Raw genomic sequence first — 23,872 nt, forward strand, 5'->3', positions numbered from 1 at the left:
GATGCGGCAGTCTCGTTTTTTCTTTATATTTGGTCCCATCGTGCTTCTTTTGATGATTTTGTGGATGTCTGTTTTTATTGTTTATCCTCGTCAACAAGTGGCAATTAAACGTTTTGGGCAAATTGTTAAGGTAGAATCTAATCCTGGAATTTATTTTAAGGCGCCCTTTGTGGATAAGATGATCGTTGTTGATAATCGATTATTGCGTTACGATGTTCCTACACAATCTGTGCAGGTCCGAGGTGGTGCTTATTATGAAGTGGATGCATTCTTTATTTATCGTATTACAGATCCTAAGTTGTTTTTACAGCGTATTGCGTCAGGACGTCCGCAGATTGCTGCGCGTGAAAATCTTGCACCGCGTTTTATTGACGCTTTGCGTGCTGTTTATGGTAAACGAGAGTTTAAGGCAGCTTTATCCGATGAACGAGGAGCAATGATGGCCGAAGTACAACGGCAGTTTTCTGTAGATGCAGGCTCATTGGGCATTACTATTCTCGATGTGCGTATTCGCAAAACTGATTTAACGGATGCTGTTTCAGAAGATGTCTATCGGCAAATGGCGGCTGAACGTGAGGCGGCAGCAGAAAATATTCGTGCTCGGGGGCAGCAGGAGAGAGACCGTATTGTGGCCGAGGCTAATCGTGAATATGAAGAGATCGTTGCAGCTGCTAAACGTGATGCTGAAATTACTCGCGGTGAAGGGCAAGCTGAGAGTATTCGCCTTTTATTGACTGCTAGGGAAGTCAATCCATCCTTTTACGATTTTTGGTTGGCGATGGAACAGTATAAAAACTTAGAGCGTATACCGATGGTGGTTTCACCAAATGAGAGTTTCTTTTTGTATTTCCACAATCCGTTGCAGGAAAAGAGAAAATTTTCATCAAACATGAATACTGGCTTGAATAAAACTGATCCAAAAATCGGAGGAGAGTAGAAGCAACGAGGGATTGTAAACTTGTGCTTTTGCATGGGAAATGTGATCTGTTGTTGTTTTCTTTTCTGATGCAAGTGGTAAAGTATTGAGCCATAATGGTTTTGCATAGATAAATTGAGTGAGGCTCTTGTAGCATTTTGTTAAAGGCATGTTATGGGTAGAAGTGTCGTAGATAAAAATACGTCTTTGAAGTTTTTTGTCACAAGAGTTGTTATCTGTGTGGTTTTGTTTTTATCAGGATCAATCAGTTTATGTTGGGGAACGCAAACAAAAGAGACACTGCTTTCCGTTCCTGATTTGGCTGCAGAGCTTTTGGAGACCGTTGTTAATATTTCCACAGCACAGACCGTTGAGGGTACTGAACAAGACGAGAATAGTCCGGTGCCTGTTATCCCAAAAGATTCATTATTACAAGAATATTTTGATGATTTTTTTGCACCTAAAGATGATCAAAAAGATAGTCAGTTTCAAAAGGTACGCTCTTTGGGTTCTGGTTTTGTAATTGATGCGCAAAGAGGGCTTATTGTTACAAATTATCACGTTATTGTTGATGCTGATGATATTGAAGTGAATTTTACGGATGGTGCAAAACTAAAAGCAAAATTGCTTGGAAAGGATAGCAAGACTGATTTAGCGTTGCTGCAAGTGGATGCAAAAAGTAGAAAGTTAAAAGCTGTCCGTTTTGGTGACTCAGAAAAGGCGCGTATTGGTGATTGGGTTATGGCTATTGGTAACCCTTATGGTTTTGGTGGAAGTGTGACGGTTGGCATTATTTCTGCACGTAATCGTGATCTTAATGCTGGACCTTATGATAATTTTATTCAGACTGATGCAGCGATTAATCGAGGCAATTCTGGCGGTCCTTTATTTGATAGAAGCGGTAAGGTCATTGGCATTAATACAGCAATTGTTTCACCTTCTGGAGGATCTATAGGTATCGGTTTTGCTATACCATCGGATATGGCTCTTTCTGTTATTAATCAGTTGCGTGATTTGGGAGAAATAAGACGTGGTTGGTTAGCTATACGTATTCAACCGGTGACAGAAGATATTGCCAAAAATCTGAAGCTAGACAATGCTGTGGGAGCATTGGTTGCTGGTAAGATAGAACAGGCGGATGTGGATAATAGTCAATTACAGACTGGAGATGTTATTCTTTCTTTTGGAGATACGCAAATTAAGCATGCGCGTGATTTACCCCGTTTAGTAGCGGAAAGTTCAGAGGGAAAAGTGGTGGATGTTACTGTTTTGCGAAATGGGCAGAAAAAAACAGTAAAAGTTAAGCTTGGACGTTTGATTGAGACAGATGCAAATGAGGGTTCACAAGAAGAATCCGATAATGAAAAAGGTGATACTGTATCAGAAAACGTGACAATGCAATTTATGGGAATGACATTATCTGAGCTTACAGCGGATTTGCGTCAATATTATTCCATTACGAATAAACTGCGGGGATTGGTGGTGACATCTGTTGTAAAAAATAGTGCGGCGGATAAAAAGCGTATTCGTATAGGGGAAGTGATTGTTGATATTAATCAAAGTTCTGTCACAACGATTGATGAGGCTAAAAAACGTATTCATAAATTACGTGAAGCTGGACGCAAAAATGCTCTTCTCATCGTTGCTCGTCCTGATGGAGAATTACGGTTCGTAACGGTTCCAATGGATTGATGTTGAGAGGATTGATATTTTAGAAATTCATTTTTGAGATGTTTGTTTAAGCATTCGTGTTTTTTATCGCTCTCACAGTATGCGGGAGTTGGTATTTTTCCCTTCAGTTTTTAAATATTCCTGATGTAGAAGGATTCATATCAGAACTCTTCATTTGTGGATGTTGCCTATCTTGGTTTTGAGGTTAATGGAAAAAACAGCTGCGGGAAAAATGAAAGTGTAAAAGCAGATAATCTGCTGGGTGTTTATTACGATCAGAATATTATCTCTTTTGTATAAAAAATAAAACTTTTTGATTGTATAGGTTAAGTTCAATATTGTTTTTTCTTACTCTTTGTAAGGAGCGTGTTTTTATGGCGAACAGTGTGAAAGAGCTCCTATGCTGTATTTTGTTATTGAATGATAATAAGAAGAAACAAAGTTTAAGTTTTTTTATTGTTATTGTTTTATTTTTTTAGTTTTGCAAAGAAAGTAGAATTATTAGAGGCGCGTCTTTGCACTTCCTATAGAGATTTTTATATATTTCGTTTGAGGAGTTCATTTTATAATAGTCTAGATGAAATGCTATGCCTTTGGGGGACGTATGTTGAAAAGAGTTTTGATTGATGGATAGAGGAATTTCCATTCATGACGCAGAGAACAATTACATTGATAGCGGGGCCAACGGCAAGTGGAAAATCAGCGTTTGCCCTACAAATGGCTCAAGAAAAAGATGCTCTCATTATTAACACAGATTCCATGCAGGTTTATGATGTTTTGAATATTTTAACAGCTCGACCAACGAGGGCTGATACTGCGGTTGTTCCACACTATCTGTATGGTCATGTGAGTCCTGTGGTGAATTATTCGGTAGGAAAATGGTTGTGTGATGTTGAAACGTTATTGACGACGTTTACATCCAAATCGCTTATTTTTGTTGGTGGAACAGGGCTTTATTTCCGTGCTCTTTTAGAAGGGATGTCAAAAATTCCTCATGTTCCAGATGTTGTGCGACAAAAGTGGCGACTTCGGCTTGATAAAGAGGGGGTGGAGAGTCTTTATCGCCAGTTGTTATTGATTGATACTACTCTTGCTGAGAAAATTTCTTCGCAGGATGGGCAGCGTATTGTTCGTGCTTTAGAAGTTTATGATGCAACAGGTAAGAAATTAAGTTGGTGGCAGAAACAAAAAACAGCACCTCTCATTAGAGCGCATGTTGCAGAAAAATTTCTTCTTATTCCACCCCGTCAACAGCTTTATGAACGTATTCATCAGCGGTTAGACTCTATGGTTGAGAGAGGTGCTTTAGAAGAGGTGATTGCTATAAAAAAGCTTGCACTTTCCCCTTTGTTACCAGCGATGAAGGCTATTGGTATCGCTGAATTTATAGCGCATTTGGATGGACACAGAAGTTTTGAAAATGCTCTTGAAATGGTGAAAACACAAACAAGGAGATATGCCAAAAGGCAGATGACATGGTTTCGTAATCAATTTAATGAAGAATGGATGCTTCTTTCTTGATAGATAAGCTGAAAAACTTAAAAAGCATTTGAAAAAAGTTCATTGTAAATGGATTTTTTTAAGAAATATAATTTTTTATTGACGGACGCTATCAATGTAATTAGAAATGTGTTTCACAGGAAGTATTTTCCTTATAGGTTTTGTGTATCGGAATAAGGGGGGTAGTCATACAATATATGTTTTTTGTGTGTAGTAGGCTCTCTCAGAGCCTTTTTTGATAGGCTCCTTCGGGAGCTTTTTTATTGTGCTATCAAGTAAGCGAGTGGGAAAAATGACAAATCATCCAAAAATGCAACAGAGTGCGGACGGTAAAAGAATGTCTGGTGCTGAAATGGTGGTTCAAGCTCTTATTGATCAAGGAGTTCAGCATCTCTTTGGTTATCCTGGTGGAGCTGTGCTTCCTATTTTTGATGTCCTTTATCAACAGGATTCACTGCGGCATATTTTGGTGCGTCATGAACAGGCGGCGGGTCATGCTGCTGAAGGTTATGCACGCAGTACAGGGAAGGTAGGGGTTATGCTTGTGACTTCTGGTCCAGGGGCAACAAATGCTGTGACACCTTTGCAAGATGCACTTATGGATTCGATCCCGCTTGTTTGTTTTTCTGGTCAGGTATCGACAACTGTGATTGGAACGAATGCTTTTCAAGAGGCTGATACGGTTGGTATTACAAAACCCTGTACAAAACGGAATTGGTTGGTTGAAGATGTCAATGATCTTGCCGCCATTATTCATGAAGCTTTTGCCGTTGCTCAATCAGGGCGTCCAGGACCGGTTTTGATTGATATTCCTAAGGATATCCAATTTGCTTTGGGTATTTATAGAATGCCTCAAGTTATGGCATCTCAGCATTCTTCTCCACAGTTCAAAGGGAAGAGTGAGGCACTTGAATGTGCTGTTGCTCTTTTAGCAGAAGCAAAACGTCCTGTTATTTATTCTGGTGGTGGTGTGATTTCATCTGGCCCACAAGCTGTACAGCTTTTGCGTGATTTGGTTGAGTTGGGAGACTTTCCGATTACATCAACACTCATGGGACTTGGTGCTTATCCGGCTTCTAGCAAAAATTGGCTGGGAATGCTTGGAATGCATGGAACCTATGAGGCGAATATGGCCATGCATGATTGTGATGTCATGTTAGCTGTTGGGGCACGGTTTGATGATCGTATCACTGGGCGTCTTGATGCTTTTGCACCTCATGCGCGTATTATCCATATTGATATTGATCCTTCTTCCATCAATAAAACTGTAAAAGTGGAAGTTCCACTGATTGGCGATGTGGCTGATGTTTTGAGAGATATTAATCAACGTTTGCATATGTACAAACCGATATTTCATCATGAGAGTCGTGATGCGTGGTGGAGGCAAATTAAGCGCTGGAAGGCGCGTAATTCATTGGCATATATGGAAACAAAAGATGTCATTATGCCACAATATGCTCTTGAGCGGCTTTATGCATTGACCAAAGATGCGAATGCTTATGTGACAACAGATGTTGGACAGCATCAGATGTGGGCCGCACAATATTATCGTTTTGATAAGCCAAAACGTTGGATGACTTCTGGTGGTCTTGGAACTATGGGGTATGGTCTTCCTGCGGCTATCGGTGTTCAAATAGCACATCCTGATGCGCTTGTTGTTTGTATTTCTGGTGATGCCTCTATTCAGATGAATATTCAAGAGCTTGCAACAGCAATTCAGCATAATACGCCAGTGAAAATTTTTATTTTAAATAATCAATATATGGGGATGGTTCGTCAGTGGCAGCAATTGTTGCATGGTAATCGTCTCTCTCATTCTTATACGGAATCGATGCCTGATTTTGTAAAATTGGCACACGCTTATGGAGCCATGGGAATTCATTGTTCAAAACCCGATGAACTTGATGATAAAATTCAGCAAATGATTGATTGTGATAAGCCTGTTCTCTTCGATTGTCGTGTTGATAATTTAGAAAACTGTTTTCCTATGATCCCATCGGGATGTGCCCATAATGAGATGTTATTACCCGATGAGGCAAGCGAGGAAGCTGTTGCAAATGCTGTTTCTTCTGAGGGAAAGATTCTTGTATAAAATGAATATGTTAACAAAATAGTGAAGGATGGTGATGATGAAGACTTTGGAGTCTTCATCTCTTTCTCTTCTTTGCGGAGAGTTCCTATTATCCTTAGAGCTTATTTTATGATTTTCATTTTTTGTTTAAAGACATGGGGTGTATTATTATTTGCTCATCTAAAAAATATTATAAGTCGTGTGCCCAACTATGTTTGAATTTATTTGTACGCGATGTTTATTTTTTAAATTCATATGTTCACATTAATAGCTATTTCGTTGCATTTTTTAGATAATATATTGCATTATCTGTTATAAATTAATTACGTTATCTCAATATATGAAAGATTCCATTGTGCAAGAAAAAAAGCTACCGTGCTTGAAAGGTGCAACTATGCAAACCGTCATACTTGTGAAAACAATAGAAAAGTTTGTCACTATGTTTTGGTTTCGCATTATGAAATTACTCCAAATCACTCTTTTAAGGGGTTGATAGGATAATCCCCCTAGCGGCTTGGAAGGAAGGGCAAAAATAACAAAGATCAAATGCAGACATAGAAAATTAATTGGCCACTATAGCTTATAATCAGGTAGTAACCTCACCTGATTATGTGGGAGAAATTTCTACATATAAAATGTGTCGTCAAGATATATAAATCAGAATAATATTCAACATCATATCATTATCAGGACATTAGCATTGAAAATCAAAGACTCTTTCTTTTATTTGTTCTACATATCGATAATTCCATAAATCTGCAGACACAAATATTCTTTGAATCCACCGCATTGGATTTTTATAACGATCGAATGATCCAGAAAATTTATCTCTAGAGTGTAGAGCCATTCTGTTATCAATGTATAATAATCTTCCTGGTTGTACATCAATTCCAAAAGATACAGCCTTAATAGCTTCATAAAAATGATCTAAAGCGTCCTTGGCTTTTTTTGACTGTGGTTCTAACATGTCCGGATAAAAAACAGCGCTGATATCTGGGAATTCACTGTCCCCTTGAATGAGGGGCACTTTACTTGTAGAGGTTACCCCATTTTTTCTCCATCTCATAGGGAACATTAATTATATATAAATTATCCCTTAAACTCCTCAAATCCTCTTTACTTAAAAGTTTTAAAGCTAGACGTGCATCAGATATTCTCGTTAACGGGCCATCAACATCATTGCGAACACCGGTTAAAAGTATCCCTTTAGGAGATAAATTTAAACCTTTTATAAATTTTAGTGCAGCATTTTCTCTATGAGAATCTAACTCAACTTCAGATCCTAATCCTGTATAATCTTTTTTATTATCCTCTAAAGGAACTAGGTTATTTACTATATGTTCGCCTTCAAACTTAATTGAATAAGGCTCTCCGATTAATAAAGAAAACATCATAATTAAATTTTCGCTTATATAACCGCTTTTACAAGACGCATCTAAATTATAAGGATTAGGTGACGTATTAATTTTTCTATCAATAGGAAGGTTTTCAAAGATTAAATATGGTCTAGGGGTAATAGACATCTTTTGATTCATAAGAATTGCCAAGATTCTATGTGGTAGCAGCGAAAATGCTATTTTTTAGCTTAACCGAATATTCAATACCACCGTATGGATCATAAATAATATGATCTAAAGCCTCCCAAAGATTGTCTCTTTCGACATTGCTCAACTCAAAAGTATTTTCATTTATCATTGCAATTTCCTCCCCAATTATATTCCCCTACTTTTTTATTAAGAAAAGTGAAAAAACAATCATTAAAATTAAAATAAACCATGTTAGTAAATAAGTGTCTGTAAAATCTTGGATTAATCCAAATAATGGTGGAGCAGCAATAATTGCGATTTGATTGACAGACATTGCTAATCCCAGAGAAAAGCCAACGCTTTCTTTCGGCGAGGAGTCTACAATATAAGCAACCCAAGGGCATACCATCCTAATCCAAAAAAAACTAACCAAGCAGATAAAAGAGTTAAATAAATTATGGATCCATTCATGCCCAAAATTAATATTAAAAATCCAAAAACGACTGCAATCATGTAAAACAAGACAGGAAAAAATCGTCCTTTTTTACAATGATCACTCCACGCTGCTAAAATAATTCTTCCTAAGGCACCAGAAGCCTGTGAAACAAAAAACAAATAAGCACTTTTATCTAGAGGCAGGTGATAGATTCTATAAAAATAAACAGTTATAAAAATGGTTAAAACATATTGGACGATCACAAGTGAAACGCCTGAAAAAATAATATTCTTCATATGCGGCGCAGCCAACATCGCAAGACGAGACCTTACATTTGCATAGAACGAAACTTTTGCCTTGCTTTTTGGAACGATAGCGACAACTTTTGCTGGTGCGTGATAAAAGATAATAAAGATACATCCCCCTAAAAAAGAAACGATGGCACCGACCAAAAACGCACCTTGTATGCCATAGACAAGCGCACTCGCAGGAAGAACCATCCCAGCTAATGCCCCACCTAATGGTAGTCCCGCCTGCCTTATTCCCATTGCAAATCCGCGTTGCGATTGTGGAAACCATGCAGAAACAGATTTAGCGCCACTAGGTTGAGCAGAACTATAAAATCCCCCTACAATGAGCAAACAAACCAAAAGGAAAATATAGTTATCTGCGATTGCTCCCAACAAAAGAGCGACAGAAACGCCGAGTGCGCCAACGCCAACAATATAGCGCTCGTTAAACTTGTCTAGTAATTCGCCAGCTATAAGTAAGCCAATAATAGGTAGGAATTGCGCTGCTGAAGACAGCAAACCTATTTGAGAGTCACTCAGCGAGAAATCCTTCTTAAAAAATTCAGCTAAAGGACCAATCCCTTGAACAAAGAAGCAGGCTGATGCTTGAGAGATAGTGGCAACAAGCAATACAATCCATCGATAATAATTTTTTTCTATAAATTGATGATTGCTCACTCAGCCCCCTACAATGAAAGGATATTGGTAGTCTTTTTAATAATGATTGCAACAATAAATGAGGTATTTTGTGCGGATGACATAAAAATTTGTTAATATGATTGGTATTAATATACAAGCTAAGGAATATGCTTCATTTAAGGAAATAAGCTATTATGTGTCGTGCAAATTTGATACGCTAGCGATTAAGATAAATTTTACAAACGTTAGCTCAGCCGGCATTAAGCGCTCTTCATAAAATATGCTATATTTTGGCAAGCTTTTTCCATATAATTCTCAAAGCTTTCTTCAGTCACATAGCCCAGATGCGGTGTGCAAAGAACTCTCTCTGATTGCAATAATTTGCTCTCATATACTGGCTCGCTGTCATAAACATCCAGTGCAAAGTAAGTTGAATTTTCCAAACTTAGTATTTTTTCTATCGCCCCTTTTTCAACCAAAGCTGAACGCGCCGTGTTGACAAAAAGAGCATGAGGTTTCATGCGCAATAGATCATCTAATTGAATGATTTCTCTGGTTTTATCGCTTAAACGTAAATGTACGGATATAATGTCAGGACGTGTAAAAAATTCATCTTTTGAATGCGTAAAATGATAACCTAAATTTTTTGCTTCTTGCGTTGAACGCTCGCTCCCATAAACCAAAATGGACATGCCAAAAGCTTGAGCATATTGAGCAACCATTTTACCGATATGTCCAAACCCGAATATTCCAAGAGTAGCCCCTTTCATTTGGTTGCCAAATGTTGTTTGCCATCGTCCTTTTTTCATATCAGACACAGATTTACAGAGTTTTCTCCGCGAAGACATCATTAAGAGCCAGGCAAATTCAGCAGCAGAAGTTGGATCTCCACCACCATCTAATATTTCAACTCCTAAGTCTCTACAAGCTTCTATGTCAATATGTGAACCTATAGGGCCTGTTTGGCAGATTAATTTTAAATTTGGCAGTTTCAGAAGAAGATTTCTATCAACTATAGTCCGTTCTCTGATTAAGATAAGAATATCTATCTCTTTGAGCTTATCTTCTAAATCACATTCTTGAGCTAAATTATTTATAACCAGCACTTCATGCGATTTCATTAATTTTTTAATAGACTGTAATGTTAGGGTGGCTTTTTGATAGTCATCTGGAATTAATATTTTCAATTTAAATCCCCCGTTTCATTCATCAATATTTGAGCCATTATTTCATTTCTAAAACAACCAAAAAGCAATCTGATCGCTGATATTTTGACATAATGCCAAGCTATTAACAAATTGTACACCTTGATTTCATTGTATTTCTAGCAATAAGAATAGTATTAATCAGTTAGTCTTTATAAACTTTAACACATTGCGACAAAAAGAAAAAGTTTGACGCAGTAGATGGAGAATTGCGCTTTTCTCATATTCTCGGGGACAAACCTGAAGTGCTACGCTGGACATGAAACCATGTCCCAGTTTCCTTATAATAGACTAGCAAGAAGGTCATACTTACGAACCAGATTTTATTGTCGAAACAGAAAAAGCTTCATATTTGTGCGAGATAAAGCGTGCTTCATATAAGCGTGATGTCTCTCTTTATCGTTGAGATATAACTTATTTGTAGCATGAAGAGTCAATTTATTAAAATCATGATAAGAGGGAGATAGGAACTTTATAGCTGTATCATCATAGAATTAATTAGGCTTGTTGAGAGCTATTTCTCTTTCTGCCAAAAGGTTCTTGATATATTTCATTATTATTTCGTAAGAGTGGATGTACTTTATTTTTATGTGCAAGAAAGCCGATTGATTGTGTAAAATAGTATTCATAAAATTACATTATTTTTATCTTGTTAAGGACATTTTTTCTAGCAAGGGTTTTGCAATTGCAATGCTCTTTTTCTCATTCTAAATTTTGGTTAGAAAAAGTGTATAGAGGTGTTATTTTAAATTTAAGATATGCATATTCCATTGTTGGTGTTACTGTTGTAAAAAATGATATTTTATTTGATAAGTATAAGGTGTTACAAAGAAGATCGATGTATAGATAAAATTTAGATTGTTACAATATCTTGAAAAAGCAATGGGTAAATAATTGATAATTGTGCTACGAAAGTTGTTAGATGGGCGTGTGTCAGCAATTCTTAATAAAAAAGTTTTTCTTGATAGTCGTTTTTTTTCAAAATACTGCTCTTTTTATGCAAATCTTATGTTGGTAAGCTATGCAGTTTTCACGGGAACAGGATAATGCATTGAAGGCTGTTGGTGCGTGGTTGAAGGAAGGGCGTTCTCCACTTTTTCGCCTCTTTGGCTATGCGGGGACAGGCAAGACGACACTTGCGCGCTATTTTGCTGAAACAGTTGATGGCTTTGTCCAATTTGCTGCTTTTACAGGAAAAGCGGCACAGGTTTTGCGTTCTAAAGGTGCAAGCAATGCTTGTACTATTCATTCGTTGATCTATTGTCCGCGTGGAGAAGAAGAAGTTTCCGACGAAGTAACAGGGAAAAAGTCTATTGCACCGACATTTGCACTCAATCGGAAAAGTGCTGCTGCGCAAGCTGCGCTTATCATTGTTGATGAGTGTTCGATGGTGGACGAACAATTGGCACGTGATTTAATGAGCTTTCGAACACCTATTCTTGTTCTGGGTGATCCAGGCCAATTGCCTCCTATCTCAGGAGGGGGCTTTTTTTCTAATGGTGAGCCGGATTTTCTTCTTTCAGAAATTCATCGGCAAGCACGTGATAATCCGATTGTCCGTTTGGCTATGGATGTGCGTGAAGGACGTGATATTACTTATGGTGATTATGGAGCAGCGCGCGTTATTACACGCAAAGAAGTGGATCAACAATTGGTGTTGGAAGCTGATCAGGTGTTGGTAGGAATTAACCGAACACGCCATCTTTATAATAAGCGTTTGCGTGCGCTGAAGGGATTTACATCAGATTATCCTCAAGCAGGAGATAAGCTTGTTTGTTTGCGCAATGATCCTCCTAAAGGCTTATTGAATGGTTCTTTATGGAAAGTGATGACTTCGCAGAAGGAAACTGTTAAGCCAAGTATGAGCCTTCTTATTAAACCAGAAGAAAGCGAGCGTGGGGTAGCGAAAATTAAGCTTTTAAAAGCAGTGTTTGAAAATCCTGATCATGAGATTTCGTGGGCGTTAAAAAAGAGATATGATGATTTTGATTATGGATATGCATTAACTGTTCATAAAGCACAAGGATCTCAATGGGATAATGTTGTTTTGTTTGATGAGAGTTTTGCATTTCGCGATATGTATGCGCGGTGGCTCTATACAGGAATTACGCGTGCGGCAGAGCGTTTAACAATTGTTCGCTAGATAAAGATTTTATTTTCTGGAATTATAGGGCTGAGGGTCTTTTTTCTGTCTTTAAGTATAGAAATAGAGGAGTGTGTATGGCAATCAAACTTTCTGTTAATCTTAATGCTATTGCTGTTTTGCGCAATCGGCGTAATCTTCCTTGGCCAAATATCAACAATATTGGGCATATAGCACTTACAGCTGGTGCTGCGGGTTTGACAGTTCATCCACGTCCTGATGAAAGACATATTCGTTTTGCTGATTTACCAGATATACATGGTTTAATTCACAGCATGTTTCCTCGTGCTGAATTTAATATTGAAGGTTATCCAAGCGAGACGTTTTTGGATAGAGCAGAAAAGTATGCTGATCAGATTACTCTTGTACCTGATGATCCTGCACAATCAACTTCTGATCATGGTTGGGATTTTGCGCGTCATGCAGAATTTTTAGCACCTATTATTCAACGCTTGAAAGCAAGAAAAATTCGGGTATCACTGTTTGCTGATCCTATTGTTGATGGTCTTGATATTGCTAAAGAGATTGGTGCTGATCGCGTGGAATTTTATACTGGACCTTATGGGGGAGCATTTAACGATAAGACAAAACAGGAGCAAGAACTCAATAAGCTTGTTTTAGCAGCAAGAAAAGCTCAAGAGCTGAAGCTTGGTGTTAATGCAGGGCATGATCTGACAATGACAAATCTGCCTGCTCTTGTTCATCATATTCCTTGGCTTGATGAAGTTTCTATTGGGCATGGGCTTATTGCTGATGCGTTAGAGTATGGAATGCATAACACTGTTCAACGTTTCATTCGGCTATTGGGGTGATTTTTCTCTATACAATAAGACATAGTGCGTTTTTATACAGTTCTGTTTTTTTGTAAAAAAATGATTTTGCATAGGTTTTGTGAAATAACATTGTTGCATGTATAATGATAGCAACAGCAATACCATGCTTCATTACACATAATCGGCAATGATTTTCATTATATTCGTTCGGAACGGAAGACAACAAAGCTTTGTAGCTTTGGCGCCCTCTTTTAAAAGAGCAGGAACTCAACAGTAGATTTTATGAGAAACATAAGATTTCTATTCGTTTTTGAGAATGTTTTTGGAGAAGAAAAAACTTTTAAATTTATGGTCGCTATGCAGTGAGGAGTATCATCATACATGATAAGCAGTGGTTGCTTCGGAGCTTTTTAAAAAGAGCAATGTTTGATAAAATTGTACAGATATTGATCGGTATAAATACTTTGCTGTAATTGCTCTATTGAAAAGGTATTCAGCAAAAATACATGATATTACCTGTAATAGGGCTGGCAAAATTAATGGCTGTACAAAGAATGTTATTGATTATGGGAAAGGAAAAATTGAGATAGTGTGCTCAGGATAAAATATAAAAACGATGTCCTTTATTTATAATTTTTCTTGCTATCCATTTTGATTTGGTTCATGTTAAAATCGTATGGTGTATCTTTAGTTTTAAGGATACATGCCTCATGATGCAGAAGAAGAGAACTTTATTACATGTATTTCTTTTCAGAAGCGTTTTTTTGTACAATATATCGTTTTTGTAGAGCAGCATTTGAAGCCTATTTGGGAATCCAGATAGGTTCTTGGAAGGTTGGGGGCCATAGTTTTTTATGCAGTGTATAAATTTTAAAAGATTGCCCAATTGCTTTGTTATTATAAGCAGTGTTTCTGTTATTTATAGTGTGTGAAGCACTGAAGGTCGTTTTTTACTTTTTATTGAATAAAAATAATCTGAAATTTAGTTTAAATGTTAGAAAGAAGGAAGTATTTTTATGCGTGTTTATTATGATCGTGATGCAAATGTTGATTTGATAAAAGGAAAAAAAGTAGCCATTGTTGGTTATGGTTCACAAGGGCGTGCACATGCTTTAAACTTAAAAGATTCCGGTGTTCAGAATGTGCAAATTGCTTTGCGTGCAGGGTCGGCGACAGCTAAAAAGGCTACAGTAGATGGCTTTGAAGTTGTGAGTGTTGCTGAGGCTGCAAAATGGGCAGATCTTATTATGATGGCAACACCAGATGAATTACAAGCGGATATTTATAAAGAACATATTCATGATTATTTGCGTGATGGTGCGGTCATTGCTTTTGCACATGGCTTGAGTATTCATTTTGGCCTCATTGAACCTAAAAAAACAGTTGATGTTGTGATGATTGCTCCTAAAGGTCCAGGCCATACTGTCCGCAATGAATATCAACGGGGTTGCGGTGTTCCTTGCTTAATTGCAGTTGCACAGGATGCATCAGGACAAGCCCATGATGTGGCATTGTCTTATGCATGTGGTCTTGGTGGTGGACGTGCAGGGGTGATTGAAACAACATTTAAAGAAGAATGCGAAACGGACCTTTTTGGTGAACAAGCGGTTCTCTGTGGTGGTCTTGTTGAGCTTATTCGAGCAGGTTATGAAACACTAACAGAAGCAGGTTATGCGCCAGAAATGGCTTATTTTGAGTGTTTACATGAGGTTAAATTGATTGTTGATCTTATGTATGAAGGTGGCATTGCAAATATGAATTATTCAATTTCCAATACAGCGGAGTGGGGAGAATATATGTCTGGCCCACGCGTGATTACCGATGAAACAAGAGTAGAAATGAAGCGTATTTTGAAAGATATTCAGACGGGCAAATTTACATCAAATTGGATTCAAGAATATAAAGCTGGTGCTGCTCACTTTAAAACTATGCGGCGTTTAAATGATAGTCACCCTATTGAAGAAGTGGGTAAGAAACTCCGCTCTATGATGCCTTGGATAAAATCTAATGCCTTGGTTGATAAAGAGCGTAATTGAAGTTTTTAATAAGGATATTATGTAAACAGCTTTTATGCTTTATATACAAAAAGGGTAACCGAAGTTACCCTTTTTTAATATGTTTTTTTATGTATAAATTTTATTTATTCTTTGGAGCTGTTTTTTTTCTTATAAATAAAAAATACATTATGCCTAGGAAAATAAACCAGAATGTACTGTATTTTAAAGCTGTTAGGGTATCAGGTTCTAATGTCAACAAATAGAGCATGAAAGCAAAAAACACTAAAACAATCCAGCACACGATAATACCTCCCGGCATTTTATAGACGGATTCAGTATGTAGATGAGGGTGATTGCGACGATAGACAATATAGCTAATCAAAATGACAGACCATACGAATAGAAATGCAATCGCTGAAATGCAGGTCACAATTGTAAAAGCGCTTATGATGCTTGGAGATGAGGATGCAATTGTATATCCTAATAAAATACATAAGCAAGAAAAGAAGAGGGCATTGGCTGGAACATGGTATCTGGAAAGCTTACCCAAAATCGGAGGTGCACCTTTTTGTGTTGCCAGCCCATATATCATGCGACTGGTGGAAAAAATACCACTATTTGCTGAAGAGGCAGCCGAAGTCAGAACGACAAAGTTTACCAAACCAGCAGCTATTGGAATGCCAGCAAGCCAAAACATCGAGACAAAGGGGCTGTTTTCTGGAACAATTTGATCCCAAGGTGTAACTGACATAATCACAGTGAGAGAAAAGATATAAAAGAGTACAATACGAACCGGTATTGCATTAATTGCTTTAGGGAGAACTTTTTTAGGTTCTTTCACCTCAGCTGCAGTTGTGCCGGCAATTTCTATACCAACAAAAGAAAAAATGGCAATTTGAAATCCGGCAAAAAAACCTGTAATTCCTCGAGGGAATATATCTCCACCATTCCACACGTGACTAAGAGAAGCAACAGTACCATTTGGAGTCGTAAAGCCTGTAGCAATCATATAAAATCCAACAATAACTAATGCTAAAATTGCTACGACTTTGATAAGACCAAACCAGAATTCAAGTTCACCGAAAAATTTTACGGCAAGGAGATTGAGGATTAAAAAGAAGCCAATGCAAGAAAAAACAACAATCCATGGATTGAGTGTTGGCCACCAGAAATGCATATAGTTAATGATAGCAATAATATCTGCAGCTCCAGTCACAACCCAGCTTAACCAATAGTTCCAGCCAACAAAAAAAGCAACTCCTGGTCCAAGCATATCGGTTGAAAAATCAACCAGAGACCGATATTGTGGATTAGAAAGCAACAATTCTCCCATAGCGCGCATGACAAAGTATAGTGCACAACCAATAATAGCGTAAACGAGTATAATGGAAGGTCCTGCTACACTGATTGTTTTTCCTGATCCCATGAAGAGACCTGTTCCAATAGCACCACCGAGGGCTATAAGTTGTACGTGACGGTTATCTAGTCCACGTTGCAATCTTTTATGCGGATCAGCTTCTAAATTTTGTGTATTATTCATTTTTTGAAGGTTCCCTTTAATTTTTTAAGATTCAAAATTACATTGGAAAAGTAATCTTACTTATCGAAGCATGATATAAATGAGGAGTAAAGGGGAAAAACATTTTTTGTTGCTTTGATGTGGATAAAGAAAAAAAGTATAGAAATAACAAAGATGTAAATTTTTTAAAACAACGTGACAGGTATTTGAGTGCAGCATTTTAGACGGCAGTTAAAATAAATGATAAATGGTTGATAATAAAGGCTTGGTATTATTATGGCAGCTACTTTTTGTCTGTCTCAAATAATTATTAAGAAACAGTTCGTGGGTTATGGTAAATCCTGACTATATAATTAAGGGCTGTAAGCTGTAATGAGTTGTTTTAGATATTGTAGCAGAGAAATAGTTTTATTTTCAGCTAAATAGAGTATATATTATCATCTTACTAAAAAACTGATAGCAGAGAATTTTAAATGCTTTTTATAATCATTTTATTTGGTATCATAAATAGAAGAATAATTTTCTCTTTTGCGCTAGGTAAGTGAGAAATCTATAGGACCTATTATTTTTAAATTGTGAATAAGAATTCCATTTAGATATTTGCACTCTTCGATAAAAGATCATGAGGGATTCGCATTGAAGATATAAAAGCTTGTGAGAGAAATACAGTGTATTTGTAGTATTTTTTCTTCTGTATAAATGATAAGAGATTCGTTTTTATATGGTTTGATCAAAAGAGGAAGCTTCTTTTAAAGGTTAAAGACAGTCATTTATCATAATAATTTGGTAACAAGTTCTTGTTGAGCATTGAGTGGCAAAGTTATGGGGGTGTCTGTTAGAGTGTTTGATAGTTTTCTCAAAAACTTTTTAGCAGAATTTTTTGAATTAACAGAACAAAGAAAAAGAATTTGTCAAGAGACATGCAAAATTCTCTTCTTTCATTTCATTACTAAGTGTAGTTTAGTACTCGTTTTTGTACTAAACAGGACAAGATAGGATTAGATGGGAATAGGTAATACCCCTTAATTTTATCATTCAATGTATTGTTTTGCAAAAGTATTTTGTTAGCAGAAAATAAAGCAGAGTGTAAAATTACAAAAAACAACAATATTTGACATTTAAATAGGTGAGAAAGCCAAATCCTTTGAAAAAAATCAATTGATATAAATCTAGTGTCAAACTACAATTCTTTTTAGAGTAGCAAAAGTTTGTGGCAAAGTTTTTATAGTCAATGTTTTTGATCTATTAAAACATGAAACTGTTGTGGTGCACTTGTTAGATTTTTAAATAGTTTACCTCAAAGGAACTTAGCTGTACTCAAAGAAATATAAGAAATAATTTGCTAAAAGCATATTTTGTAGAACAAGGTTTGAAAATCTTATTCCTGAACTTTTATTTATGCATTCCGTATCTTAAAAAAGATCCATACAGTCGAAAAACTATTTATGACTGGAATTGGACAGTAGGTTTTGCATTACGTGGGAAGAAATGTAATACGTGTTGAGATATGGCTAAAAAGTTAGATATATCTGTAACATTTTTATCTTCTGTCGAGATTGGCAGAAAATCAGTATCGGTTAGCATGGAAGACAAGGTCATAGAGCTTTATAGCTTAGATAAGGCTATGGCTTCTCTCTTTAAAAAAGAAGCCAATATGTGTTGTCGTAAGAATTTCACCATCAAACTTTTGACTCCATTGTAACATGAAACTGTCGTTGCGTTTATAAGACTTTCAGATGGCTTATCCCCAAAGCACTTAGAAGCATTCGGCGAAGCACGCGCTTTGTAGACGCGTGTTAGAAAATCCTAGTCCCTCATTTTTATTTTAGCATCCCTCACCTTAAATGTAGTTTGACAGTAGGTTTTGTACTAAGTGGGAAGAGGTGGGATTAGTTAGGAATAGGTGGTAATTTGTTGTTTTTATGGTTATTTTTACCATTAAAGGCGCGTTTTGTAAAATTGTATTTTGACACCTAAAATTGCGAAAATTACCGAAAATCAGAAAAAAGTGCGTTTTCATGGTAAAAATGAGAGAAGGCTTTGAAAGGTCTTTGAAAACCCTGTGAAAAATTTTGAAAAGTCTGTGAAAGCCCAGAAAACCGCCTTTGAAGACCCTTTGAAAAAAATCCGATAAAGTGTGAAGCGGATTGCAAAATCAGCCCAAAATGACCAAAAAAGCAAAAAAGATATGCGCCATATGGCGCGTTTCTATTTTTTGTAAAAATAATTATTTAAAAACAATGTATTATTTAAGTTTCTTAATGTAAAGAGAAACGCGCCTGTATTTTTCATTTTAGAGAGGCATTAAGCCGTATTTTGTGTAGTTTCTAGATGTGCTCTTTCAGCTTCTATTTGACGCTTTAAATGCAATTTTAGAAGAGGCAAGGTAAGCTCTATTTCTTCGCTATCGTTGATGTCTTGAACAAGCTCTTGCAGTTTTTTATAAAGTTCCGCTGCGAGTTCCGCTATATCTTCGGGGGGGGGGGAGTTTAATTTTTGCATCGCGATAGGTTGTATAAGCTATGCGCCCAAGTTTTTTCATGAGACCAGCAGGAATGGTAGGAGGAGAGATATTGAAAGACCGAGCCATCATCATGTCTATAAACATTGCATCTTCACCGGTCAAAAGCCAATTCAGGTTTACTCCAAATTTTTCTTTATATGCTGATAAAACCGTTGCATCTGGAGTTCTATCACCGCGTTCGTAATTTCCAAGCCCTTGAATACTGATACCAATTTTAAGAGAAAATATATCACGAGATAAGCCCACAAGCTTTCTAACTTCTGTGAGTCGTTTTGCTAATGCAGTTTTGGGCTCATTTTTTTGTCGTCTCATATTATAAATGTTTACAAATGGGGCTGACTAATATCCCATTTGTAGATATACCTTTAATTACCGCCCGATATAGAGGGCGTTTATTATACATTTAACCCCACAAAAAACGGATGTTGCAGCATCCGTTTGAAGCAGGAGCGAAAGTTTATGACAACCACCCAAACATGCATTCAAGTATGGGATCGCCATAGTATTTTAGCTGAGCTACGCCGCCGTAACATGACCTTGGTGAAGCTCGCGAAAGCTTATCAACTCTCGTCATCCAGTGTTCAACACATTTGGACACGGCCTAACGAGAAAGCCGAACGCGCTATTGCCGATTTTATCGGTTTGCCCGTCGAGCAGGTTTTTAGTGACCGCTACCCCAAAAGTCGCCGTCGCATTTTTAAAGCAGCAAAACATGCCAATACAGATTCGGGTGCGCATTCTGCTTTGCGCGGTAATGCTGCTTAAACTTCGTTACACGGCTTTGCGTTTTTGCGCATTTGCCATGAATTTAAATACCATAAGATAAAAAGGTTTATCAATGTCTAAAGATCAGTACGAAATAGGCAAGATAAATTGCATAGAGTTGCATCATAGAACAGCCGTTTGGATGGGTTGGTTCTGGCGATTAAATGGTGGTCATATTGTTTTTATAGGGGGTGGTTATGGTTGCTGCTTGTAATTTATGGACGCCCGAGGCAAAAAGAGAAATTTTTAATCCGTATTCGGAAGCTGAACGGCTACAAATGATGCTTTCCTGTTCTTTAAAAGCCGTGAGTGGTAGCTTTCGGCATGTACCGATCCGATATATTATTGACCCTCTGCATGGCTTATTTGATGCGGTATTAGCACGACAGATTGTTATTCATATTTTGCATTATCAGTTTGAGGTGCCGCGGCGGCGTATTGTTGCCATGCAAATACGGAAGCAGACTGCTATTTTCCTTGCTTTGCAAGTCATTAATCGGCGTTTGGAAGAACCTGTATTTGCTAAAGCTTATCGAAGATGGGCGGGGCGTGCGATGGATTTATTCTTTAAAGAGATCAGAAAGGCGGCGGCGTGATGGCACAGTTTCAAAAGCTTGCTCTTGATGTGATTGTTGTACCGGAGCGTATACGCCCTGTTGATGATGAGCATGCCAAGGCGCTTGCGCAATCGATGGCGCGGGAGGGATTGATGAATCCGATTACGGTGCGCCATACCCCCAATGCTAAAGAGGGTAATTACACACTTATTGTTGGTGCGCACCGGCTTCGTGCTGCTGAGCTTTTGGGCTATAGTGACATTGATGCCGTTGTGGTGCAGGCTGATAAGGACAATGCTGCGCTTTTAGAAGTTGCTGAAAACCTCTTTCGCAATGAGTTGTCTGTTATTGACCGTGCCTTGTTTATCCAGACTTACCGCGAATTGTGGGAAAAGAAGTATGGGGAGATTAAGGTTGGTGGGGACGGTAGCAATCAACATACAGTTAAAAAAGAGCAATTGGTGCAACTTGCACCTATTGCTCAAATAGAGGGAGAAGATGGCAAAGGGACAGTTTTATCTTTTGCTAAACATGTGGCGGATCGCATTGGTTTTTCTCAAGATGTTGTAAAACGTCTCAACCGCATTTCCAAGTATTTACAGCCGGAGTTGCGCTCTATTTTGCGGGGGACGGCGTTGGCGGATAAACAAGCGCAGTTGTTGAAGTTGGCAAAGATGGAGTCGGTTGCGCGCAGCGGCGGGTGGCGGTTGCTTTGCAACAGGTTGAGGGGGATTTACGGCGGGCTGTTGATTTGGTCAATGGCGTTAATACACCTCCGCAAATTAATGAACAGGAACGGATTTTTGCTCAGTTATTAGGGGTGTGGCAGAGAGCGGATGCACAGGCACGGGCGCGGTTTTGTGATTATCTTGCAAGAGAACGGGAGGAGGAGCAGGCATGAAGACGCATGGTTTCCAACAGCTTGATTTTTTCCAAAAGCCGGGTTTTCCCTGCACGTGAACCCGTTGCGCAGATTGATTTAGAGCGGTTTCGTTCTCGCATTAAGCGGGCGATGGCGCGAGCTTTGAGAGAATGCCGGGTTGAGCGCAATGAGATTGCAGAGCGTATGGCGCATTATTTAGGCATTGGTTGTTTGAGTAAGGCAAGCTTGGATGCTTATGTAGCGGAAAATAAGCAGGTGGATATTTCCTTGCCGCGCTTTAAAGCTTTTGTGCTGGCGACGGGCGCCTTTTGGCTTTGGGATAAGGTGGTGAGTGAAGATGGATTGTTGCTGTTGCAAGGGGATGAAGCGGGTTTGGCAAAAATTGCAAGATTGCAGCAGGAACAGCGTGAGATTGCGGCGCGGTTGAAAGCCATGCGTGCGGTTCCGGTTCGTATTAGACGGGGGCAGCCATGAAAGAATGGTTTAGTATTGCTGAGTTGGCTGAAGCGGCTTTGCCAGGGTTGACATCTACCTATAAAAGCCTTGAAAACCACGGTCAAGACATTGATTTATAATGATAATTTAGCGTTATTCATATTGAATGAGACCCTCGAATAACCTAAGATTCTCTTATTTCAAACCTGCTTATCTTAAATCAATGAAAATCACTTGTTTGCATGTCACAAGCGGGGCTGGCGTGTGGGTAAAAATTATATAAGAAAGGATTAAAAATGGCTCTTATGAACCGTCTTAATGCAAGATCTGTCGCAACATTGGGGGCTGGCAAATATAATGATGGTGCCGGCTTGTTACTTCATAAGCGTAAAGATGGAGGTGCTCAATGGCTTTATCGTTATACCATTCACGGACGTCGTCGCGAAATGGGCTTGGGTGCGTTGCGAAATGTTTCTTAAAAAAAACTCGTGAATTAGCAAATCAATGGCGTTCCTTTCATATTCTCAGCAGGAATAGTCCATATATCCCCATCAATTTGATCTTCACGAATATGACGCAAGGAATTGGTACGAACGCCTGTAAGAATAAGCAAACGCAAAGCCAGTTGTGTTATGTTTTGTGTTTTACAGAGTGACTGATAAAAAGCAGGAACATCTTTCCAATCCATGGCTGGAAAATTTTGTGTTTTATGGAGTTGTTTACCTAAGAGCGCGCGTGCTTTTTCTGTTGCCTGTAAATCAACATCCAAACCTAATGCAGCCGCATGTTTGAGACACATATTGAAACGAATAAGAGCTCTATTAGCTGTTGCTGCTTTTGTATGCCAAATGGGAGCAAGGGTATTGCGTATCTCTATTTGCGTAATCTCTGAAACCGGTAAACAGCCTAATTTTGGTAGAATATAAAGACGTAAAGGCGAAAACCAATGTCCATTTTTACCATCCCCTTTTAATTCAGTTTTACGACTTTCAAAAGTCTCTAAAGCAATATCTTTTAAATAATGAAGATTGCTTATTGCCTCACGCTTTTGTTTCTCACGTTCTTTAATGGGATCACGACCCTCACGTAAAATAGAACGCCACCCAGTTGCCAATTCACGGGCTTGTTTTAAAGAGACATCTCTTAAGGCACCCAATCCCATTTCACGACGACGTCCGTGAATGGTATAACGATAAAGCCATTGAGCACCTCCATCTTTACGCTTATGAAGAAGCAAGCCAGCACCATCATTATATTTGCCAGCTCCCAATGTTGCTACAGCCCTTGCATTAAGGCGGATTCATAAGAGCCATTTTTAGTCCTTTCTTATACAAATTTTATCCACACATTCATCCCACTTTTGACGTGCAAGCAAGTGATATTAATTGATTCAATCTGAGAGGGTTTAGAATGAGAAAACCTTACTATATTCGGGTCTTTAATTCAACATGCAGAACAGTAAATTATCTATATAAATCAATCTGTTGTCATAAAAACATTTAAAGAGAGATTGATATTTATAGAGATTAGCAAAATCCCTTTTAATAGACTTTTGTCAGTTTGTGTCAGTAAATTGAACTGACAAAATGATCATTTTAGTGAGTGATTAAAACGTGCTTTATGAAAAGCATATGAAAATGAAAACTGATTACGTTATCCAAATCCCTTTAATGAATTTTATCAGTTCACTTAAATGGATAAATTTATAATTTTAGAGAATGATAAAAACACATCTTAAAAAAGCATGTGATCTCTTAAAGCCTTTCAATAGAAAGGGGGTATCATCATAAGAAATGCTATCAAGATCATTATGGTTATAGTTTAGGGGGTTTAGGGGGTTATGGGTGTTCTTTTTACCCCTCCTTTATATATATTTTTTAGTCAAAAATAAAAGTTATTATATTTCAATAAGTTAATGTTTCAAATAAACAACCTGTATTAAACACAACACATAAATACAATCTTTAATATATATTTAAGAGGGTTTTGTAGGGGTTTTGGGTTTTTTTAAAACAGACAAAA

15 protein-coding genes and 6 pseudogenes are annotated in these 23,872 nt (G+C 37.8%); 14 read left to right on the forward strand and 7 right to left on the reverse strand.

What is annotated here, in order from left to right:
• Position 1 precedes the first annotated feature (1 nt).
• The 4 genes from hflC (at position 2) to PVV68_RS01325 (ending at position 6,179) form a co-directional block, all read left to right on the forward strand.
• Positions 2 to 937 (forward strand): protease modulator HflC, encoded by a 936-nt coding sequence (hflC, locus tag PVV68_RS01310; protein WP_273719947.1) that lies wholly within the window; start codon positions 2 to 4, stop codon positions 935 to 937.
• 153 nt (positions 938 to 1,090) lie between these two features.
• Positions 1,091 to 2,608, forward strand: a complete 1,518-nt coding sequence (locus PVV68_RS01315) for a Do family serine endopeptidase (protein WP_273719915.1) — start codon at positions 1,091 to 1,093, stop codon at positions 2,606 to 2,608.
• A 627-nt stretch (positions 2,609 to 3,235) separates the two neighbouring features.
• Positions 3,236 to 4,108 (forward strand): tRNA (adenosine(37)-N6)-dimethylallyltransferase MiaA, encoded by an 873-nt coding sequence (miaA, locus tag PVV68_RS01320; protein WP_273719916.1) that lies wholly within the window; start codon positions 3,236 to 3,238, stop codon positions 4,106 to 4,108.
• 271 nt (positions 4,109 to 4,379) lie between these two features.
• A complete protein-coding gene (locus tag PVV68_RS01325; protein ID WP_273719918.1) occupies positions 4,380 to 6,179 on the forward strand; it encodes an acetolactate synthase 3 large subunit in 1,800 nt (599 codons plus the stop codon).
• Between the two features lie 673 nt (positions 6,180 to 6,852).
• Here PVV68_RS01325 and PVV68_RS01330 read toward each other — a convergent pair.
• From PVV68_RS01330 to PVV68_RS01345, 4 genes are all read right to left on the reverse strand, one after another.
• The gene (locus tag PVV68_RS01330) at positions 6,853 to 7,224 is read right to left on the reverse strand and encodes a TauD/TfdA family dioxygenase (RefSeq protein ID WP_273719920.1); all 372 of its coding nucleotides are present in this window, start codon (positions 7,222 to 7,224) and stop codon (positions 6,853 to 6,855) included.
• Complete coding sequence (locus PVV68_RS01335) at positions 7,187 to 7,693, reverse strand: hypothetical protein (protein WP_273719922.1); 507 nt, start codon at positions 7,691 to 7,693, stop codon at positions 7,187 to 7,189. Before PVV68_RS01335 ends, PVV68_RS01330 begins: the two co-directional genes overlap by 38 nt.
• A 369-nt stretch (positions 7,694 to 8,062) precedes the next feature.
• Positions 8,063 to 9,088, reverse strand: a complete 1,026-nt coding sequence (locus tag PVV68_RS01340; protein ID WP_273719925.1) for an MFS transporter — start codon at positions 9,086 to 9,088, stop codon at positions 8,063 to 8,065.
• A gap of 221 nt (positions 9,089 to 9,309) precedes the next feature.
• Positions 9,310 to 10,236, reverse strand: coding sequence for a D-2-hydroxyacid dehydrogenase family protein (locus PVV68_RS01345; protein WP_273719926.1), 927 nt, complete (start codon positions 10,234 to 10,236; stop codon positions 9,310 to 9,312).
• A 1,039-nt stretch (positions 10,237 to 11,275) separates the two neighbouring features.
• On the opposite strand from PVV68_RS01345, the gene PVV68_RS01350 reads away from it, so the two are divergent.
• The 3 genes from PVV68_RS01350 (at position 11,276) to ilvC (ending at position 15,206) form a co-directional block, all read left to right on the forward strand.
• Positions 11,276 to 12,397, forward strand: coding sequence for an ATP-dependent RecD-like DNA helicase (locus tag PVV68_RS01350; RefSeq protein ID WP_273719927.1), 1,122 nt, complete (start codon positions 11,276 to 11,278; stop codon positions 12,395 to 12,397).
• 77 nt (positions 12,398 to 12,474) lie between these two features.
• A complete protein-coding gene (locus PVV68_RS01355; protein ID WP_273719928.1) occupies positions 12,475 to 13,209 on the forward strand; it encodes a pyridoxine 5'-phosphate synthase in 735 nt (244 codons plus the stop codon).
• A gap of 977 nt (positions 13,210 to 14,186) precedes the next feature.
• The gene (gene ilvC / locus PVV68_RS01360; protein WP_273719929.1) at positions 14,187 to 15,206 is read left to right on the forward strand and encodes a ketol-acid reductoisomerase; all 1,020 of its coding nucleotides are present in this window, start codon (positions 14,187 to 14,189) and stop codon (positions 15,204 to 15,206) included.
• A 100-nt stretch (positions 15,207 to 15,306) separates the two neighbouring features.
• On the opposite strand, the gene PVV68_RS01365 is transcribed toward ilvC, so the two are convergent.
• Positions 15,307 to 16,707, reverse strand: a complete 1,401-nt coding sequence (locus tag PVV68_RS01365) for an amino acid permease (protein ID WP_273719930.1) — start codon at positions 16,705 to 16,707, stop codon at positions 15,307 to 15,309.
• A 1,483-nt stretch (positions 16,708 to 18,190) separates the two neighbouring features.
• Between PVV68_RS01365 and PVV68_RS01370 the strand changes: the two are divergent.
• A pseudogene (locus PVV68_RS01370) lies at positions 18,191 to 18,475 on the forward strand (XRE family transcriptional regulator); the annotation flags it as partial.
• 515 nt (positions 18,476 to 18,990) lie between these two features.
• On the opposite strand, the pseudogene PVV68_RS01375 reads toward PVV68_RS01370, so the two are convergent.
• A pseudogene (locus PVV68_RS01375) lies at positions 18,991 to 19,522 on the reverse strand (helix-turn-helix domain-containing protein).
• A 147-nt stretch (positions 19,523 to 19,669) separates the two neighbouring features.
• On the opposite strand from PVV68_RS01375, the gene PVV68_RS01380 reads away from it, so the two are divergent.
• The 6 genes and pseudogenes from PVV68_RS01380 to PVV68_RS01405 all read left to right on the forward strand — a co-directional run.
• Positions 19,670 to 19,975, forward strand: a complete 306-nt coding sequence (locus PVV68_RS01380) for a helix-turn-helix transcriptional regulator (protein WP_273719932.1) — start codon at positions 19,670 to 19,672, stop codon at positions 19,973 to 19,975.
• 73 nt (positions 19,976 to 20,048) lie between these two features.
• The gene (locus PVV68_RS01385) at positions 20,049 to 20,189 is read left to right on the forward strand and encodes a hypothetical protein (RefSeq protein ID WP_273719933.1); all 141 of its coding nucleotides are present in this window, start codon (positions 20,049 to 20,051) and stop codon (positions 20,187 to 20,189) included.
• Positions 20,173 to 20,571 (forward strand): hypothetical protein, encoded by a 399-nt coding sequence (locus PVV68_RS01390; RefSeq protein ID WP_273719935.1) that lies wholly within the window; start codon positions 20,173 to 20,175, stop codon positions 20,569 to 20,571. The genes PVV68_RS01385 and PVV68_RS01390 overlap by 17 nt, the downstream gene beginning before the upstream one ends.
• Positions 20,571 to 21,433 (forward strand): annotated as a pseudogene (locus PVV68_RS01395) (ParB/RepB/Spo0J family partition protein). The gene PVV68_RS01390 and the pseudogene PVV68_RS01395 overlap by 1 nt, the downstream one beginning before the upstream one ends.
• A pseudogene (locus PVV68_RS01400) lies at positions 21,430 to 21,889 on the forward strand (hypothetical protein). Before PVV68_RS01395 ends, PVV68_RS01400 begins: the two co-directional pseudogenes overlap by 4 nt.
• Positions 21,890 to 22,146: 257 nt before the next feature.
• Positions 22,147 to 22,364 (forward strand): annotated as a pseudogene (locus tag PVV68_RS01405) (Arm DNA-binding domain-containing protein); the annotation flags it as partial.
• Here the strand turns inward: PVV68_RS01405 and PVV68_RS01410 are convergent.
• Positions 22,362 to 23,163 (reverse strand): annotated as a pseudogene (locus PVV68_RS01410) (tyrosine-type recombinase/integrase); the annotation flags it as partial. The pseudogenes PVV68_RS01405 and PVV68_RS01410 overlap by 3 nt on opposite strands.
• Between the last annotated feature and the right edge of the window lie 709 nt (positions 23,164 to 23,872).

The sequence above is a fragment of the Bartonella sp. ML69XJBT genome (genome assembly GCF_028618515.1).
Taxonomy (GTDB): domain Bacteria; phylum Pseudomonadota; class Alphaproteobacteria; order Rhizobiales; family Rhizobiaceae; genus Bartonella.

Coding starts and splice junctions, on each gene's coding strand:
- PVV68_RS01330 (WP_273719920.1), bottom strand. CDS start 7,224: ATGAGATGGAGAAAAAATGGGGTAACCTCTACAAGTAAAGTGCCCCTC.
- miaA (WP_273719916.1), top strand. CDS start 3,236: ATGACGCAGAGAACAATTACATTGATAGCGGGGCCAACGGCAAGTGGA.
- ilvC (WP_273719929.1), top strand. CDS start 14,187: ATGCGTGTTTATTATGATCGTGATGCAAATGTTGATTTGATAAAAGGA.
- PVV68_RS01315 (WP_273719915.1), top strand. CDS start 1,091: ATGGGTAGAAGTGTCGTAGATAAAAATACGTCTTTGAAGTTTTTTGTC.
- PVV68_RS01325 (WP_273719918.1), top strand. CDS start 4,380: ATGACAAATCATCCAAAAATGCAACAGAGTGCGGACGGTAAAAGAATG.
- PVV68_RS01350 (WP_273719927.1), top strand. CDS start 11,276: ATGCAGTTTTCACGGGAACAGGATAATGCATTGAAGGCTGTTGGTGCG.
- PVV68_RS01390 (WP_273719935.1), top strand. CDS start 20,173: ATGGTTGCTGCTTGTAATTTATGGACGCCCGAGGCAAAAAGAGAAATT.
- PVV68_RS01365 (WP_273719930.1), bottom strand. CDS start 16,707: ATGAATAATACACAAAATTTAGAAGCTGATCCGCATAAAAGATTGCAA.
- hflC (WP_273719947.1), top strand. CDS start 2: ATGCGGCAGTCTCGTTTTTTCTTTATATTTGGTCCCATCGTGCTTCTT.
- PVV68_RS01385 (WP_273719933.1), top strand. CDS start 20,049: ATGTCTAAAGATCAGTACGAAATAGGCAAGATAAATTGCATAGAGTTG.
- PVV68_RS01380 (WP_273719932.1), top strand. CDS start 19,670: ATGACAACCACCCAAACATGCATTCAAGTATGGGATCGCCATAGTATT.
- PVV68_RS01355 (WP_273719928.1), top strand. CDS start 12,475: ATGGCAATCAAACTTTCTGTTAATCTTAATGCTATTGCTGTTTTGCGC.
- PVV68_RS01335 (WP_273719922.1), bottom strand. CDS start 7,693: ATGAATCAAAAGATGTCTATTACCCCTAGACCATATTTAATCTTTGAA.